17 protein-coding genes are annotated in these 17,567 nt (G+C 29.0%); 12 read left to right on the top strand and 5 right to left on the bottom strand.

The features are described from left to right. Positions 1–52 precede the first annotated feature (52 nt). The 4 genes from AC28QF_RS00810 to AC28QF_RS00795 all read left to right on the top strand — a co-directional run bounded on the left by AC28QF_RS00810 (position 53) and on the right by AC28QF_RS00795 (position 5,186). Complete coding sequence (locus AC28QF_RS00810) at positions 53–574, top strand: DUF4199 domain-containing protein (protein ID WP_275315528.1); 522 nt, start codon at positions 53–55, stop codon at positions 572–574. Between the two features lie 80 nt (positions 575–654). Continuing rightward, the gene (locus tag AC28QF_RS00805; RefSeq protein WP_488200251.1) at positions 655–1,611 is read left to right on the top strand and encodes a glycosyltransferase family 2 protein; all 957 of its coding nucleotides are present in this window, start codon (positions 655–657) and stop codon (positions 1,609–1,611) included. 32 nt (positions 1,612–1,643) lie between these two features. Further along, positions 1,644–3,353, top strand: coding sequence for a phospho-sugar mutase (locus AC28QF_RS00800; protein ID WP_488200252.1), 1,710 nt, complete (start codon positions 1,644–1,646; stop codon positions 3,351–3,353). Beyond that, positions 3,354–5,186, top strand: coding sequence for an ABC transporter ATP-binding protein (locus AC28QF_RS00795; protein ID WP_488200253.1), 1,833 nt, complete (start codon positions 3,354–3,356; stop codon positions 5,184–5,186). Between the two features lie 50 nt (positions 5,187–5,236). On the opposite strand, the gene AC28QF_RS00790 is transcribed toward AC28QF_RS00795, so the two are convergent. The 3 genes from AC28QF_RS00790 to AC28QF_RS00780 all read right to left on the bottom strand — a co-directional run bounded on the left by AC28QF_RS00790 (position 5,237) and on the right by AC28QF_RS00780 (position 8,282). Then, positions 5,237–6,658 carry a CCA tRNA nucleotidyltransferase gene (locus tag AC28QF_RS00790; protein ID WP_488200254.1) on the bottom strand — a complete coding sequence of 474 codons (1,422 nt, stop codon included), beginning with the start codon at positions 6,656–6,658 and terminating at the stop codon, positions 5,237–5,239. A 4-nt stretch (positions 6,659–6,662) separates the two neighbouring features. Further along, positions 6,663–7,208, bottom strand: a complete 546-nt coding sequence (locus tag AC28QF_RS00785; protein ID WP_488200255.1) for an L-threonylcarbamoyladenylate synthase — start codon at positions 7,206–7,208, stop codon at positions 6,663–6,665. Positions 7,209–7,325: 117 nt separating this feature from the next. Then, a complete protein-coding gene (locus AC28QF_RS00780; RefSeq protein WP_488200256.1) occupies positions 7,326–8,282 on the bottom strand; it encodes a Stealth CR1 domain-containing protein in 957 nt (318 codons plus the stop codon). 388 nt (positions 8,283–8,670) lie between these two features. Between AC28QF_RS00780 and pseB the strand changes: the two genes are divergently transcribed. Genes pseB through pseI form a run of 5 tightly spaced genes read left to right on the top strand, consistent with a single transcriptional unit; the run spans position 8,671 to position 14,009 of the window. After that, complete coding sequence (gene pseB, locus AC28QF_RS00775; protein ID WP_488200257.1) at positions 8,671–9,702, top strand: UDP-N-acetylglucosamine 4,6-dehydratase (inverting); 1,032 nt, start codon at positions 8,671–8,673, stop codon at positions 9,700–9,702. 2 nt (positions 9,703–9,704) lie between these two features. Then, positions 9,705–10,853 carry a UDP-4-amino-4,6-dideoxy-N-acetyl-beta-L-altrosamine transaminase gene (gene pseC / locus AC28QF_RS00770; RefSeq protein ID WP_488200258.1) on the top strand — a complete coding sequence of 383 codons (1,149 nt, stop codon included), beginning with the start codon at positions 9,705–9,707 and terminating at the stop codon, positions 10,851–10,853. Beyond that, positions 10,846–11,553: a pseudaminic acid cytidylyltransferase gene (gene pseF / locus AC28QF_RS00765; RefSeq protein WP_488200259.1), complete on the top strand. Its 708-nt coding sequence runs from the start codon at positions 10,846–10,848 to the stop codon at positions 11,551–11,553. The genes pseC and pseF overlap by 8 nt, the downstream gene beginning before the upstream one ends. Continuing rightward, positions 11,531–13,006 (top strand): UDP-2,4-diacetamido-2,4,6-trideoxy-beta-L-altropyranose hydrolase, encoded by a 1,476-nt coding sequence (pseG, locus tag AC28QF_RS00760; RefSeq protein WP_488200260.1) that lies wholly within the window; start codon positions 11,531–11,533, stop codon positions 13,004–13,006. The genes pseF and pseG overlap by 23 nt, the downstream gene beginning before the upstream one ends. After that, the gene (gene pseI / locus AC28QF_RS00755) at positions 12,990–14,009 is read left to right on the top strand and encodes a pseudaminic acid synthase (protein ID WP_488200261.1); all 1,020 of its coding nucleotides are present in this window, start codon (positions 12,990–12,992) and stop codon (positions 14,007–14,009) included. The genes pseG and pseI overlap by 17 nt, the downstream gene beginning before the upstream one ends. A gap of 92 nt (positions 14,010–14,101) precedes the next feature. Here the strand turns inward: pseI and AC28QF_RS00750 are convergent, their stop codons facing one another. Together AC28QF_RS00750 and AC28QF_RS00745 are read right to left on the bottom strand one after the other, a co-directional pair. Beyond that, entirely contained in the window at positions 14,102–15,115 is a 1,014-nt protein-coding gene (locus AC28QF_RS00750) for a hypothetical protein (RefSeq protein ID WP_488200262.1), read from the bottom strand. An 18-nt stretch (positions 15,116–15,133) separates the two neighbouring features. Continuing rightward, positions 15,134–15,949: a 2,3,4,5-tetrahydropyridine-2,6-dicarboxylate N-succinyltransferase gene (locus AC28QF_RS00745; RefSeq protein WP_488200263.1), complete on the bottom strand. Its 816-nt coding sequence runs from the start codon at positions 15,947–15,949 to the stop codon at positions 15,134–15,136. A 117-nt stretch (positions 15,950–16,066) separates the two neighbouring features. Here AC28QF_RS00745 and ruvX point away from each other — a divergent pair, with 117 nt between their 5' ends. The 3 genes from ruvX to AC28QF_RS00730 are packed head-to-tail and all read left to right on the top strand — an operon-like array spanning position 16,067 to position 17,567. Continuing rightward, positions 16,067–16,477, top strand: coding sequence for a Holliday junction resolvase RuvX (gene ruvX / locus AC28QF_RS00740; protein ID WP_488200264.1), 411 nt, complete (start codon positions 16,067–16,069; stop codon positions 16,475–16,477). Between the two features lie 53 nt (positions 16,478–16,530). Then, complete coding sequence (gene def / locus AC28QF_RS00735) at positions 16,531–17,118, top strand: peptide deformylase (protein ID WP_488200265.1); 588 nt, start codon at positions 16,531–16,533, stop codon at positions 17,116–17,118. 29 nt (positions 17,119–17,147) lie between these two features. Beyond that, positions 17,148–17,567 carry a DUF5606 family protein gene (locus AC28QF_RS00730; RefSeq protein WP_488200266.1) on the top strand — a complete coding sequence of 140 codons (420 nt, stop codon included), beginning with the start codon at positions 17,148–17,150 and terminating at the stop codon, positions 17,565–17,567.

Raw genomic sequence — 17,567 nt, 5'->3', positions numbered from 1 at the left:
CGAAAACAAAATAATATATTTGTTAAACTAACTAAAAATCAATTACACAAACATGGAAAATCAAGCTAACAGTAAAAACATTATTTTAAATTACGGATTATACTTAGGTGGAGTATGTAGTATTGTGCATCTTGCAATATGGGCCACTGGAAATTTAATTGAACTTAATTGGATAAATAGTTTAGTTTGGTTTATTGCTCTTATAGTCTTTTTAGTTATTGGTATTAAAAAGTTTAAAGAAGGAAATAATAATTTTATGTCATGGGGGCAAGGATTAAAAATAGGTATGGGAATTGCTATGATAAGTGGTGTTATTTCAGTTATCTATACATTACTTTTCATGAATGTTATTGATCCTGGTTTTCAACAAATAGCAATGGAAGCACAACAACAAGCTTGGTTAGATGGAGGCTTAACAGAAGAACAGGTTGAAAACTTTACTGAATCTGCTAAAAACTTTCAAAGCCCTGCTATGATTGGAGCACTTATTTTAGGTATGTCTGCGTTTTTTGGATTTATTATTTCCGCAATTACAGCTGCCATAATGAAAAACAATGAAGAAGAGCAATATTAAGAATACTTTAAAAAGGTAAAGTCATAAAGTTCTTTAAAGACTTTGTAACTTTACCTTTTTTAATTTTCGCACAAAATACTATGGATATATCGGTAGTAATACCACTTCTTAACGAAGAAGAATCTTTACAAGAATTACACAATTGGATTGCAAAAGTTATGCAGTCCAATACTTATTTATATGAAATTATATTTATTGATGATGGTAGCACTGATACTTCTTGGCAAGTAATTGAGCAGTTATCTGCAGAAAACAAGTCGGTAAAAGGAATTCGTTTTCAACGTAACTACGGTAAATCGCAAGCTTTAGATGCTGGTTTTGGTTTAGCAAAAGGGAATGTTGTTATTACTATGGATGCCGATTTACAAGACAGCCCTGATGAAATTCCTGAATTATACAATTTAATTATTGCCGAAAATTTCGATTTAATTTCTGGTTGGAAAAAGAAACGTTACGACAATGTAGTAACCAAAAACATACCATCAAAACTATTTAATTGGGCAGCTCGTAAAACATCTGGTTTAGAATTAAATGATTTTAACTGCGGATTAAAAGCCTATAAAAACGAAGTTATAAAAACAGTAAAAGTAAGTGGCGAAATGCACCGTTACATTCCTGTTTTAGCAAAAAATGAAGGTTTTAATAATATTGGCGAAAAAGTAGTACAACATCAAGCACGAAAATATGGTGATACTAAATTTGGAATGGATCGTTTTGTAAACGGATTTTTAGATTTAATTACCATTTCATTTTTATCAAAGTTCGGAAAACGACCAATGCACTTTTTTGGTCTTTGGGGAAGCTTAATGTTTATCTTCGGTTTCTCTTCTGCTTTTTTTATTGGAGTAATGAAAATATACCGCTTATCTACAGGTACAAAAACCATTTTGGTAACCAATAATCCTTGGTTTTATATTGCTTTAACTTCTATGATTTTAGGAACTTTATTGTTCTTAGCAGGCTTTTTAGGAGAGTTGATTATAAAAAGTAATCCACAACAAAAGCACTACACTATTAAAGAAAAAATAAATTTTTAAAACGCGTATCTTTGTACGTATTATTTTGACAGATGAAAGAGATTTTAAACAAAGCAAATTTATGGTTATCTGATACATTCGATTCAGAAACTAGAAAAGAAATTCAACAACTAATCGATACTAATTCTGATGATTTAGCAGATCGATTTTATAAAAATTTAGAATTCGGCACAGGCGGAATGCGTGGTATTGTTGGCGCAGGAGTAAACCGAATAAACAAATATACGTTAGGAAAAGCAACACAAGGTTTAAGTAATTACTTACATCAAACCTATCCTAATAAAGAGATAAAAGTAGCTATTGGTTACGACTGTCGCCACGATAGTAAATGGTTAGCTAAAGTAGTTGCTGATGTATTTTCGGCAAATAATATTAAGGTATTTCTTTTTGAAGACCTACGCCCTACTCCCGAATTATCTTTTGCAGTAAATCATTTAGGTTGTGATGTTGGTATTGTATTAACGGCTTCTCATAATCCGCCAGAATATAACGGTTATAAAGTATACTGGTCTGACGGAGGACAAATTGTACCGCCTCAAGACACCGGTATTATTGATGAAGTAAATTCACTAGCATATACCGATGTTAATTTTAATGCCAATGAAGATTTAATTTCTACAATAGGTAATGAAGTTGATGAAGCTTTTTGGCAAGCATCGATTAAAAATGGAACCTTTAATGTAAAAGGACGTAAAGATTTAAAAATTGTTTTCACCAATTTACACGGAACGGCTATAAAATTAATTCCTGAAGTTTTAAAACGTGCTGGTTATACACAAGTTCATGTTGTAGCGGAACAAGCTGAACCTAACGGAAGTTTCCCTACTGTAAAATCGCCAAACCCAGAAGAACCAGCAGCCTTAAAAATGGCAGTTGACTTAGCGAATGAAGTTGATGCAGATATCGTTTTAGGAACAGATCCTGATTCTGATAGAATTGGTATTGCTGTGCGTGATTTAGAAGGGAATATGAAATTATTAAACGGAAATCAGACTATGAGTATGATGACCGATTTTTTAATTAATGATTGGAAAAATAAAGGAAAGTTAAACGGAAAACAGTTTGTAGGCTCTACCATCGTTTCTACGAATTTAGTAAATGAAATTGCAGAATCTTACAGCGTAGAAACCAAAGTTGGTTTAACCGGTTTTAAGTGGATTGCTAAAATGATTAAAGACTTCCCTGAGTTAGATTTTATTGGTGGTGGTGAAGAAAGTTTTGGATATATGGTTGGTGATTTTGTTCGCGATAAAGATGCCGTTACCTCTGCCCTATTAGCTTGTGAAATAGCATCAAACGCAAAAGCAAATAATAGTTCTTTTTATGAAGAATTGTTGGCATTATATACACGTAATCATTTTTATAAAGAACACTTAATTTCTATTGTTAAAAAAGGAATGGACGGTGCGCAACAAATCAAACAAATGATGGTTGATTTACGTAAGAATCCGTTTACTGAAATAGACAATGCTAAAGTGGAGTTTTTATATGACTATCAATCGTCTATAAAAAAGAATTTAATTACAGGCGAAGAAACGGTTATGGATATTCCGAAATCTAACGTATTGATTTATCAAACTATAGACGGAACTAAAATGGCAGCTCGCCCAAGTGGAACAGAACCTAAAATTAAGTTTTATTTTAGTGTAAAATCAAAATTAGATACTGTAGAGAATGCCGTAACTATTGAAAAAGCATTAGATGTAAAAATTCAACGAATTATAAAAGAATTAAATTTGTAAATGAATTATTTAAAACGTTTTTTTAAATACGCAAAACCTTATAAATCATTAGGAATATTTAGTATTATTCTTAATGTTTTATATGCTTTATTTACCACATTATCGTACGTTATATTAATGCCTACTTTAAATATATTATTTGGTGAAACGCCTAAAGTATATTTAAAGCCCATTTATAAAGGTTTTAGCAATTCATTAAATAAAGATTATTTAAGCGATTTACTAAATTACCATGTTACTTATACTAATGAGAATTATGGACAAGAAAAAACATTGCTATATGTAGTAATAGCAGTAGTTACAGTTTTCTTGTTAAAGAATTTATTTGGCTACTTAGGGCAATTAACCATGGTTTTTCTAAAAAATAATGTTTTAAAAGATCTTAGAACAATTATTTATAATAAAATAATAACCTTACCTCTTTCATTTTTTTCAAAACAAAATAAAGGAGATATTATAGCTCGTAGTACTAATGATGTTAAAACTATTAATAATTCTTATCTGAATTTAATAATAACTTTTATTAGAGAACCTTTAAATATTGTTTTTACATTGTTTTTTATGGTTAAAACAAGTTGGGAATTGTCTATTTTTATTTTTACTTTCATCCCTATTTCTGGTTTAGTAATTTCTTTTATCAGCAAAAAAATAAAGCAACAATCTGGAGAGATTTCTCAAAAGATAGGTGGACTTCTAGGTATTCTCGAAGAAACTATTTCAGGTTTAAAAATTATAAAAGCATTTAACGCTGAACAATTATTCTCATCAAGGTTTAATTCAGAAACAGATAATATTAGAATATTATCTAATAAAATGAGTAAAAAAGAAACCCTAGCAAGTCCTATGAGTGAGTTTTTAGGTGTAATTACTATTGCAGGTATTCTTTGGTATGGTGGTAAAATGGTGTTAATTGATAAAACATTATTAGGTGGTACTTTTATAGGTTTTATGGCTGCGGCATATAATATTCTTACACCTGCAAAAGCTATGGCAAAAGCTAATAATAATATTAAAATAGGAAATGCTTCAGCGCAAAGAATATTTGAAGTTATAGATACTAAAAATGAATTAATAGATATTGATAACGCTAAAGAATTAACTGAATTTAATAATACGGTTGAATTTAAGAATATCTCTTTTATGTATGAGAACTCTTACGTATTAGAAGATTTTTCTTTAACAATACCTAAAGGTAAAACAGTTGCGTTAGTAGGACAATCTGGAAGTGGAAAATCTACACTTGCTAACTTAATTACTCGTTTTTATGATGTTAACAAAGGTGATATTCTTATTGACGGAAATAGTATAAAAAATATTTCTAAAAAATCGTTAAGAGGCTTAACAGGTATTGTTGCGCAAGATTCTACCTTATTTAATGATACGGTAGCCAATAATATAAAATTAAGTAAACCTTCTGCTACAGAAAAAGAAATTGAAGATGCAGCTATAATAGCTAACGCTTCTGAATTTATAGAAGATTTACCATTAAAATATAATACAATAATAGGAGATCGCGGTAGTTCTCTTTCTGGCGGACAACAACAAAGAATAGCAATTGCCAGAGCTGTTTTAAAAAATCCTCCTATAATGATTTTAGATGAAGCTACTTCTGCTTTAGATACCGAATCAGAGCAGTTAGTTCAGATTGCTTTAGAAAAAATGATGCAAAACAGAACTTCTTTAATTATTGCACACCGTTTATCAACCATACAAAAGGCAGATAATATTGTTGTAATGAAAAAAGGAAGAATTGTAGAGCAAGGTAAACATGAAGAATTACTAAACAAGAAAGGCGAATATTTTAAACTTGTTACAATGCAATCATTAACATAAACAAAAAAGGGAAGTTTTAAAAACTTCCCTTTTTTTTTATTAATAACTTCTTAATTATTTTCTAAACCTAACTCCTTACCTTTTTCTATCATATATTGATAACAAGCTTCGTGTTCATTAGGAATTTCACCTTCTAAAATAGCTTCTTTTATTGCTTCTTTAATCTGACCGATCTCTCTACATGGAGTTAAATTAAAGGCTTTCATAATTTCTTCTCCAGTAATTGGAGGCTGAAAATTACGAACTTTATCTCTTTCTTCTACCTCTTTAATTTTTTCACGAACAAGTTCGAAATTTTTATGATAGCGCGTAAACTTCTTTGAGTTTTTAGTAGTTATATCAGCTTCACATAACGTCATTAAACTATCTACATCTTCACCTGCATCAAAAACTAATCTTCTTACAGCAGAATCTGTTACATCACTTGCTAAAACAATTGGTCGTGAACTTAACATTACCATCTTCTGAACAAATTTCATTTTGTTATTCAATGGCATTTTTAAGCGCTTAAATAATTTAAAAACCATTTTAGATCCTACAAATTCATGTGCATGAAACGTCCAACCTTGTTTTTTATGATAACGCTTTGTTGGTGCTTTACCAATATCGTGCAATAAAGCAGCCCAACGCAACCAAACATCTTGTGTATTTTCTGATATATTATCAACAACCTCTAAAGTATGATAAAAATTATCCTTATGCTTCTGTCCTTCTACCTCTTCTACTCCTTTTAATGCTGTTAATTCAGGAATAATTCGCTCTAAAAGTTCTGTTTGTTCTAAAAGTAAAAATCCTACAGAAGGTTTAGACGATTCTAATATTTTATTTAATTCAACAATTATTCGTTCTTTGGTAATAATATTTATTCTTTTCGAATTCTTAGCGATGGCACTTAAAGACTCTGCTTCAATTACAAAGTTTAATTGAGAAGCAAAGCGAATAGCACGCATCATACGAAGCGGATCATCAGAATAGGTTATATCAGGATCTAAAGGAGTTTTAATTATTTTAGCCTCTAAATCTGACATTCCGTCAAAAGGATCTAACAATAAACCAAAAGATTCTTTATTTAAGCTCAAAGCCAAAGCATTTATAGTAAAATCACGCCTGTTTTGATCGTCTTTAAGTGTGCCTGGTATTACTTCCGGATTTCTACTATTTTCTATATAAGACTCTTTGCGAGCGCCTACAAACTCTATTTCAACATCTTTATAACGTAACATTGCTGTTCCGTATGTCTTAAAAACCTGAACTTTTGGTTTGTTTGGTAATAGAGAAGCTACTTTTTCTGCTAACTCAATTCCGCTACCAACCGCTACTACATCAATGTCTTTTGCAGTACCTCTTTGTAAAATAAAATCTCGTACAAAACCACCAATCACATAACTATCTAGTTGTAATTCTTCGGCTGCTTTACTTATATATTGAAATATTTCAGCAGAAATTGCTTCTTTAAAATATTGTTCTTGCATCTAATTATTCTCTTATCACAATAACAGAATTGCCTTCTATTTTTAAAATAGTAGATGATTTTTCTGTTATCTTATCTCCATGCAAATCTACTACATAATCTACACTCTGTAAAATAGCTTTGCTTATTTCTGAAAATGATTTTGGAGTAGGTTCTCCACTAATATTTGCTGAAGTAGATACAATTGGCTTACCAAATTCCTTTATTAACTCTAAACAAAAACCATCTTGAGGAATTCTAATAGCTATAGTATTATCAGACGCGATTGTATTTTTTGCTAAGTTTTTTGGATTTTTATAGATAATTGTTGTCGGTTTCTCTAAACTGTTTAGAACCTCTATTGCTTTTTCAGGAATTTCGTCAAGATACTTCCTTAACATTTCTATAGAATCTACTAATATGATTAAACTTTTAGACTCTTCTCTCTTTTTTAATTGATATATTTTTTTAACAGCAACTTCATTTGTAGCATCACAACCAATACCCCAAACAGTGTCTGTTGGGTAAAGGATTGTTTTTCCTTCTTTTAAAATATTTATAATTTTATTCATATAACCAGTCCAGTTCTAAACACAATTAGTTGCATTTATTTTTAAATATTAATACTTGAAATAGACTTTGTATCTTACAATGCCCATATTAGATTTTACCAACATCAACGGTGAAAATTAATATTTAAGACTATATTTATCTTCTAACCAACTTAATAAGTAAGTTAATTTATTTTTCGGGCGTTGATCTAAACTTTGCATGTTTAAAAATAATTTATTCTCTTTTTTACTCAAAAAATTTAATTTAAATTTTGCCCAAAAAAAAGGTTTACACTTATGTATATAAATCAACTTATAATCTTTTTTTAGAACACAAGTTTTATTTTTAATTTCTAAATGATTAGCAAGACCTTGAGCTGTAAATTGAGTAACCGTTCTAAATTTATGTTTAACATTATCTATTTCAATATTACGGTTGTTTTTAAAAAAAGTTTCAAATGTTGATTTTCTTAAAGGTGCTGGTATATGTTGAAATCTAAAAAAATATTTTTTAAAACCAACTATTTCTGCTGATTTTTGCTGTGCTCTTTTATGTTTTGGTTTTATTTTATCTTCTTCGGATGGAGGAAATATTTTTTTAAGAATTTTTTGATCTTCAAACTTTAACCATTTACCTCTTATTAAAGGTTTACCATCTATAAAATAATCAGATATTTTTGTTTGTTTAAGTAAAAACATGTCATCATTTAAATAAATAAAATGTTCCGCTAAATTAGGTATATTATACAATTTAGCTTCTATAGGCCTGTTAGAAAAAACTGGCAAATACTTACTATCTTCCTTAAAAATATCTTTATGATCTATTATAAAAACATTATCATAAGTACCTTTTTGTTTATTTTTTATGAATTTTGGAACCTGATTATCAGTTACTATAAATATATTTCTAACAAAACTTGCATACTTTAAAATAGAATTAACAGCATATTTTATTTCTTCAACTTGATCTAAACGAGTTCTAAATTCCTTGTTTTTTGTTACAGATTTGTTTTTTAAATAAGGTACCATTTTTTGATGATGCAAATCATCTTTACCATCAACCCAAGTTATAACAGCATCAATAGGATAATTCATTATTTTTAATGTTTTAAATTAGATAGGTGTTCTATTATTACTTTTTTTTCTTTTAAACATGGTAGTTCAATTAGATCTAATATAATTTTATTAATAAGTCCCTCTATAAAATAAAATCCACAATTACATAAACTCTTGGTCATATTTTTTTTAAAAATTTTACATATATATCCATATAATTCGACAAGAATAATTTCTTTAAAATATTCATTTTATATTCTCTTTTAACTATATCTACTATGTTCTGTAGTTTTACGCTGACAAATTTACCATAATTTATACCATACAAAAATTGATTTTACTATTTCTTAAATAGTATACAGATAAAAAGTTATAAAATATGTATTTTTACAAACTATCAAATTTACATTTTTGAATAAATAATTTTATGCTAAACTTAAATAATCAATCTATATTAATCACTGGTGGTACAGGCTCTTTTGGTAAAATGTTTACTAAATTAATTTTAAGTAGATTTCCAGATGTAAAACGTCTTGTAATTTTATCAAGAGATGAGCAAAAACATTTTCAAATGGCTCAAGAATTTCCTGAAACTAAATATCCTCAAATTCGTTATTTTATTGGTGATGTAAGAGATGTTAAAAGATTAGAAAGTGCTTTTGAAGATATTGATATTGTAATTCATGCTGCGGCTATGAAACATGTTCATTTAGCTGAATACAATCCTATGGAATGTATTAAAACAAATATAAATGGTGCTGAAAATGTGATTGATGCTGCCTTAAGATGTGGTGTTAAAAATGTAGTTGCTTTATCTACTGATAAAGCAGCTGCTCCTATAAACTTATATGGTGCAACAAAGTTAACTTCTGATAAATTATTTATTGCTGCTAATAATATAAAAGGAAAAAGAGATATTAAGTTTTCTGTCGTTAGATATGGAAATGTAATGGGATCTAATGGTTCAGTGATGCCTTTTTTCTTAGATAAAAAAAAGGGAGGCGCATCTTTTTTACCAATTACTGATAGGAGCATGACACGTTTTAATATATCATTAGAAGATGGTTGTGAAATGGTTTTTTACGCTATCGAAAAAGCATGGGGAGGTGAAGTTTTTGTTCCTAAGATACCATCTTACAACATTATAGATGTAGCTACTGCTATTGCTCCCGAATTAGAACAGAAAATTGTAGGTATTAGACCCGGCGAGAAATTACATGAAGAAATGATTACGTCTTCAGATTCATTTACTACACTAGATATAGGAAAATACTATGCTATACTTCCACAAAGCTCTCCTTATTCAACGTATACTATAGAAGAATATCAAAAAACCTTTAATGGAAGTTTAGTGCCAAAAGGTTTTTCTTATGATTCAAATAACAATACTAAATGGGAAACTGTAGAGAGTTTAAGGTTATTGGTTAAAAAGCATGTAGATCCAAATTTTGAAATATAATTATGGAGTTTAAAATTCCTTACGGACGACAGAATATAGCGCAAGATGATATTGATGCTGTTGTAGAAACTCTGCAAACTGACTTTTTAACACAAGGTCCAAAAGTTAAAGAATTTGAAAATAAGTTTGCAGACTATGTCGGTTCAAAATATGCATTAGCTGTAAACAATGCTACTTCAGGTTTGCATTTAGCTGTTTTAGCGATGGGCTTAAAAGAAAATGAACGTGTTATTACAACACCTATTACTTTCGCGGCTTCTGCAAATTGTATTCGTTTTGCTAAAGGTGAAGTTTGGTTTGCAGATATTGACCCAGATACTTATTTATTATCAATAGAAAGTGTTCGTCAATTAATAGAAAGTAAACCTAAAGGTTTTTTCAAAGGTATTATTCCTGTTGATTTTGCAGGATTGCCTATTGATTTAGAAAAATTTAAAAAGCTAGCTAAAAAACATGATTTATGGATTATAGAAGATGCTTGTCATGCACCTGGAGGTTATTTTATTGATTCTAATAATAAAAAACAACACTGTGGTAATGGAAATTATGCAGACATTGGAGTTTTTTCCTTTCACCCTGTAAAACATATTGCTTGTGGTGAAGGAGGTATGTTAACTACTAATTCAGAGGATATTTATAAAAAATTATCTCTATTAAGAACGCATGGAATAACCAAAGATAATATGACTGAAGATCATGGAGGTTGGTTTTATGAAATGCAAGAACTCGGTTTTAATTACAGACTTACTGACTTTCAATCTGCATTAGGAATTACGCAATTAGCGAAAAATAAAGCAGGAGTTATTCGTAGAAATGAAATTTCTGATAGTTATAAAAGAGCTTTTCAAACAAAAATTAAATTCCAAGAATTACCTAAAAACTCATACAACGCACATCATTTGTTTGTGATTGAAGTTGAAAATAGGAAAGGTTTATATGATTTTTTAAGAAGTCACTCAATTTTTGCTCAAATACATTATATACCAGTTCATAAATTGCCTTATTATAAAAATATAGGATATGAAAATGCAGAATTATCAAATGCAGAAAGCTATTATTCAAAATGTATTAGCTTGCCTATGTTTCCAAGTTTAACTGATGAGGAGCAACAATTTGTAATAACTAAAGTTTTAGAATTTATTAATGACTAAAATTGCCATCATACCAGCAAGAGGAGGTAGTAAGAGAATTCCTAAAAAAAACATTAAAGAATTCTTAGGAAAACCTATCATAGCATATTCTATAGAAACGGCATTAAAATCTAAATTATTTGATGAAGTAATTGTTTCGACTAATGATAATGAAATTGCGGAAATAGCAAAAAATTACGGCGCTAAAATTCCGTTTTTAAGAAGTAACAAAAATTCTGATGATTTTGCTACAACTTTTGATGTTATTAAAGAAGTTTTAGAATGGTACAAAAATGAAAACATTAATATAGAAACTGCATGTTGTATTTACGCAACTGCTCCTTTTGTAACGAGTGATTTATTAGTTAAGGCTGAAGAGAAGTTGACTTCTAATAAATTTGATACTGTTTTTCCCGTTACTCGTTTTGGATTTCCAATACAGAGAGCTATAAAAAAAACAAATAATGCAGGTAAAATGGATTTATTTCAACCTGAACATTTAAATAGTAGATCACAAGATTTAGAAGTAGCATACCATGATGCTGGACAGTTTTACTTTTTTAAACCAGAAATAGCTATAAAAAAAGGGAAACTTTGGACTGATAATTCAGGAATTATTGAAATAAATGAATTAAATGCCCAGGATATTGATACAGAAACTGATTGGAAACTTGCTGAATTAAAATATAAAATTCAAAATGACGAAAAAAATTCTTTTTAGAGCAGATGGTAACTCAAATATTGGGTTGGGTCATTTATACCGTTTATTTGCGCTAGTAGAACTCTATAAAGAAAAAATAGATTTTGTTTTTGTTACTAAAGAAAATTCTACCATAAAAGTAATACCAAAAGACTATCAAATTGACACCATTTTTAGTGATATTGATATAATAAATGAACCAAATTGGCTTTCTAAAAAATACATACCTAATGAATATATAATAATAATAGATGGTTACCAGTTTACTTCAGATTATCAAAAAAAATTAAAATATCTTGGGTATGTAGTTATGTATATTGATGATTTAATCACTAATCATCAATATGCTGATGTTGTTATTAATCATTCTGAAGGATTGAAATTAAAAAATTATACCACCGAATATTATACTCAATTAGCTTTAGGTACTAAATATGCTATATTGAGGCCTTCTTTTTTAGAAGCTGCAAAAAATAAAAGATATATAAATACTATTGATACTGTTTTTGTGTGTTTCGGAGGTGCAGACATGTACGATTTAAGTTATAAAGCAACAAGGGCTTTACTTAATTTTTCTCAATTTAAAAATATACATGTTTTATTAGGTGGAGCTTATAAGCACAAAAAGATTTTCGATTTACAAAATAAAAATTCTATAATTCATATTTATCAAAATATACAAGAGAAAGAAATTGTATCAATAATGCAACGATGTAATTTCGCTATTGCCCCTGCTAGTACAACACTATATGAGTTATGTGCTATTCAAATGCCTATTTTATCAGGTTATTTTGTAGAAAACCAACTAAACATATATAATTCTTTTTTAGAAAAAGGAGTAATATATGGTTGTGATAATTTTTCGAATTATAGCGTTCAAAATTTCTTTGAATCCATTCAAAAAATCACAAATCTAAAGGAATACAATTCTTCTTTAAAAATTCAACAGGAATTATTTGACAATCAAATTAGTAATCGTTTCTTTCAATTATTAAGTTATATACAGCTATCAACTAGAAAAGCCATAAAAGAAGATATGTTACTCATTTACAACTGGTCTAATGATTCTTTAGTAAGAAATAATTCTTATAATTCTGAGCCAATAAAATTAGAAAACCATCAAAAATGGTTTGACTCAAAAATAAGTAATAAAAACACTAAGTTTTATATTGTCGAGCATAATTCCTTACCGGCTGGTATAGTCAGGTATGAAGTAAAAGAAGAACATGCTGTTGTGGGTATTATAATAGCTAAGGAGTTTAGAGGAAGAAAATTTGGTTCCTTATTTTTAAGTAAAACCGCAAAAGAATATTTTAATGAATTTAAAAAACCTATTATTGCTTACATAAAAAAAGAAAATACTCCATCTGTTAAATCTTTTGAAAAAGCTGGCTACCACCTTTATAAAGAAGAGTTATTTAATGGAGTAGATAGTTTTATATATAAATTAGAAATAGATGATACCATCAGATAAATGTTTTATAATTGCTGAATTATCAGCAAATCATAACGGAAGCAAAGAAGTTGCCATTGAAACTATTAAAGCTGCAAAAAGAACTGGTGCAGATGCTATTAAGTTTCAAACATATACGGCAGATACTATTACTTTAGACTCTAAAAAAGATGATTTTAAATTAAAACAAGGAACCATTTGGGATGGAATGTTCTTACATGACTTGTATCAACAAGCATATACTCCTTGGGAATGGTTTAAAGATTTATATGCTGTCGCTAGAGATGAAGGGCTCATTGTATTTTCTTCTCCTTTTGATAAAACAGCAGTAGATTTATTAGAATCTTTAGATAACCCGATTTATAAAATAGCTTCTTTTGAAATTACCGATATTCCTTTAATTGAATATTGTGCTAGAACGATGAAACCTATCATTATTTCTACAGGAATTGCAACGGATGAAGATATTCAGTTAGCTATTGATACTTGTAGAAATGTTGGTAATATCGATATTACATTATTAAAATGCACTTCTTCTTACCCTGCTCCTATTGAAGAAGCTAATTTGGTAATGATAAAAGATTTAAAAGAACGTTTTAATGTAAAATCTGGACTTTCTGATCACACTATGGGAATTATAACCCCTGTTGTTGCTGTTACCTTAGGAGCAACAGTCATTGAAAAACATTTTATCTTGAATAAAGAAATTGGAGGACCAGATGCTTCTTTTTCATTAGATGAAACTGAATTTACTCAAATGGTAAAAGCTGTTAGAGCTGCTGAAAAAGCTAGTGGAGAAATTAGTTATCAGCTAACTGACAAGATGAAAAGTGGTAGAGAATTTTCTCGCTCTTTATATATTACTTCAGATGTAAAAAAAGGAGATACTCTTTCTGAAGAAAATATTCGTTCTGTTAGACCTGGATTTGGAATGCATCCAAAACACTACAATGAAGTTTTAGGTAAAAAATTTAATAATGATTTTGAAAAAGGAACAGCTTTAAACAGAAAATGCTTGGAGTAAATTAAACTAGTTCTTAATATAAATAATAAAACCATCTTTCATTTTAAAAATTATGAAAGATGGTTTTATTATTGTCATAAAGATTGTAATTTCTAATAATTTAACCAGTTGTAATTAATGTATTTTTCTTGATACTTGTAAACATCGATTATCACTTTCTTTTTATTTTCAATAATTTTTGTGTCATCAAAGTTAAAAAAGTCTATTTCTGACTCTCTATATATACCTTTTAAAATAATTAAAGCAGTACTAATAGTACCAGTAACATGCGTTGGATATTCATTATTTAATAAAAAATCTAACTCTATATTAAATTTATTTCTACGAATTTTAAAGCTAAGTTCATTTTCTAAAATTTTCAGTTCCTTACTATCTTCTCTTTTATGAGGAACATATACAATATCTTTACCTTTATAAAACTCAGAAATTTTTTTTAAAGTAGTAAAATAATCTTCAAAAAGTAAAATTTTACTATCTACAACAGCTGTTCCTATAAGATAGACTTTATTACTATTCTCCTTTTTAGAATTATTTTTTAACGAATGTAACCAAGTAAAATTATTTTGAACATATTCATTATTTTCATAATCAGGTAAGTTATAGAACGTGAAGAAATTAACGTCGGTTACATCCTCATCAATTTTTATCTTATTTGAAGCATAAATTTTTTGAACTAAATCATATTTAAATCCAACTTTATTTTTCCCTTTAAATAATGAAAATCGTTTAGTTAAATTTCCTGTATTTTTATATTCTTTCGCGATAGCAATAGTTGCAGCACCATCATCTAAAATATATAGTTTCTCATAATTTAGATTATTGACAAAGTAAGATGCTATTGGAAATGCACGGGTGAATAAATTTTTATATTTTTCTTTTTTTAGTCTCCTAATCAACTTAATCCAAGAAATACCATAAGAAGTCTTTTTTTTAGTCCTTATGATATTATTCCAACCTCCAGATTTTTTAATTAAGAAATTTATAGTGCTATCTTGCTTTCTATCAGACTTAATAATTAATAAAGTATTAATTATATCAAACTGTTTCCTTGCCTCAATTGCTCCTAACATTTCAAGCGATGTTCTTATAAAAAAAATAGATTTCATTTTATGAATTTTATTTCTTTATACCGCTACATCATACTCTCTAAGAGCATCATTTAACGAAGTTTTTTTATTGGTACTTTCTTTACGTTTACCAATAATTAGCGCACATGGTACTTGATACTCACCTGCTGCAAATTTTTTAGTATAACTACCTGGTATTACTACTGATCGTGCTGGAACAACTCCTTTTGTTTCAATAGGTTCATCACCAGTAACATCAATAATTTTAGTACTCATTGTTAATACGACATTGGCTCCTAAAACAGCTTCTTTTTCAACTCTTACTCCTTCTACAACAATACAACGAGAACCAATAAACGCACCGTCTTCTATAATTACCGGCGCCGCTTGTAAAGGCTCTAAAACTCCTCCAATACCTACTCCACCAGATAAATGTACATTTTTTCCTATCTGAGCACAAGAACCTACTGTTGCCCAAGTATCCACCATTGTACCTTCATCAACATAAGCACCTATATTTACATAACTTGGCATTAAAATAGTTCCTGATGATATATAAGCTCCGTGACGTGCAACTGCATTTGGCACAACACGTATACCTTTTTCTTTAAAGTTTCTTTTTAACGGAATTTTATCATGGTACTCAAAAATACCTGCTTCTAAAGTTTCCATTTTTTGAATAGGAAAATACAATACTACTCCTTTTTTAACCCATTCATTTACTTGCCATCCATTATCTGTTGGTTCTGCTACACGTAACTCACCAGCATCTAATAAATCAACTACTTTTCTAATCGCATTAATCGTGTTTTCTTCTTTTAATAAATCACGATTATCCCATGCTTTTTCTATAATATCTTGTAATTCTGTCATTTCTATAATTTTCTACAAATATAAAATCTCTAATTCAATATAATGCGAAGATACATTTTTTAAACAGATGCTTGTAGCATGTTTAAAATCTGTATTTTTGCATAAAAACAAACTAATTTGGGAAGAGTTTTAGCCATAGATTTCGGAAAAAAAAGAACAGGTATTGCTGTTACTGATGAATTACAAATTATTGCTTCAGGACTAACAACTATTAGTACAAAAGAGTTAATTTCTTTTTTAAAAGAATACACTAAAAAAGAAAATGTTGAGTTATTTATTATCGGAAAGCCAAAACAAATGGATAATTCTGATAGTGAAAGTGAAGCTTTGATTATACCTTTTTTACAGAAGTTAACAAAAGCTATTCCTAATATATCAATAAAAAGAGAAGATGAGCGTTTTACTTCTAAAATGGCTTTTCAAACTATAATTGATAGCGGTTTGAATAAAAAACAACGTCAAAATAAAGCTTTAGTAGATGAAATAAGCGCTACAATCATTTTACAGTCGTATTTGTATAACAAATAATTTTATACCCAACCGATTCTTTGTATTTTCGCATTCGTTAAAAAAATAAAAACATGATTTTACCCATTGTTGCTTACGGAGATCCCGTATTACGTAAAGTAGGAAAAGAGATCGATAAAGAGTATCCGCAGTTAGAAAAACTAATTGCCGATATGAAAGAAACAATGTACAATGCACAAGGTGTTGGTTTAGCTGCTCCGCAAATAGGAAAAGACATTCGTTTGTTTTTAATTGATGCTTCTCCTTTTGCAGATGATGAAGATTTATCAGAAGAAGACAGAAAAGTTTTAGAAACCTTTAATCGCGTTTTTATAAACGCAAAAATAATTAAAGAAGAAGGTGAAGAATGGGCTTTTAACGAAGGTTGTTTAAGTATTCCTGATGTTCGTGAAGATGTTTTTCGCCAAGAAACAATAACTATCGAATATGAAGATGAAAATTTCGAAAAGCATACGGAAGTTTTAGGCGGTTTAGCTGCTCGTGTTTTTCAGCACGAATACGATCATATTGATGGTGTTTTATTTACGGATAAGCTTTCTTCATTAAAGAAGAGATTGATTAAAAAGAAATTAGAAAACATATCAAAAGGAAAAGTAGAAGCAGGTTACAGAATGCGTTTCCCTAATGCCAAAAGAAAATAGTCTATTTAAGACATTAAAAATATTATAATATGGAATTTAACAAAATTATTGCAGTTACTGGTAAACCAGGATTATTTCAAATCTTATCTCAAACAAAAACAGGTGTAATCGTAAGATCTATTGTAGACGGAAAACGTTTTCCTATTACAGCAACACACAATGTTAGTTTATTAGAAAACATTGCAATTTACACCTACGAAGAAGAAGTGCCTTTAGCTGTTGTACTTAAAAGTATGGCTACCAAAGAAGATGGTAAAGAAGGTATTTCTCACAAAGAAAGCAATGCTAAATTAACGGCTTATTTTAGTGAAATTTTACCAGGTTATGATGAAGAACGTGTATATGCTTCTAACATTAAAAAGGTTATTCAATGGTATAATACTTTAGCACAGTCTGATTTTGACTTTAGCTCTTTAGATAAAGTAGCAACTACCGAAGAAGAAGAATAA

Source organism: Tenacibaculum sp. M1.3A (assembly GCF_057732375.1).
Note: the sequence above shows the minus strand (reverse complement) of the source record. Positions and strands in the feature narration are given on the sequence as shown.